The sequence below is a fragment of the Mameliella sp. CS4 genome, assembly GCF_019392335.1.
In the GTDB taxonomy this organism is placed as follows: Bacteria; Pseudomonadota; Alphaproteobacteria; order Rhodobacterales; family Rhodobacteraceae; genus Antarctobacter.
This window is the reverse complement of sequence record NZ_JAHXRQ010000248.1, coordinates 1-247: the sequence shown is the minus strand read 5'-3', so window position 1 is coordinate 247 and position 247 is coordinate 1. Positions and strand designations below refer to the sequence as shown.

Sequence of the window (247 nt, the reverse complement as noted above, 5' to 3'; positions counted from 1 at the left end):
CCTGCGCTGCTACCAGACCTGCCTGAGCATGGCCTCGAACCAGTGTCTGCCGGCCGGCGGCAAGCACGTTGAGCCCGGGCATTTCCGGCTGATGCTGTCCTGTGCCGAAATCTGCCGGACGTCGGCGCATGTCATGCTGCTCGGCACCGAGCATCATAAGCATGTCTGCCGTGAGTGCGCCGATGTCTGCGAGGATTGCGCAAGGTCGTGCGAGAGCGTGGGCAACATGCAGCAATGCATCGAGCAA

At 62.8% G+C, this 247-nt stretch carries 1 protein-coding gene; it reads left to right on the top strand.

What is annotated here, in order from left to right:
* A partial coding sequence (locus KZZ07_RS27270) for a four-helix bundle copper-binding protein (protein WP_271775121.1) occupies positions 1-247 on the top strand: 247 nt, incomplete at both ends.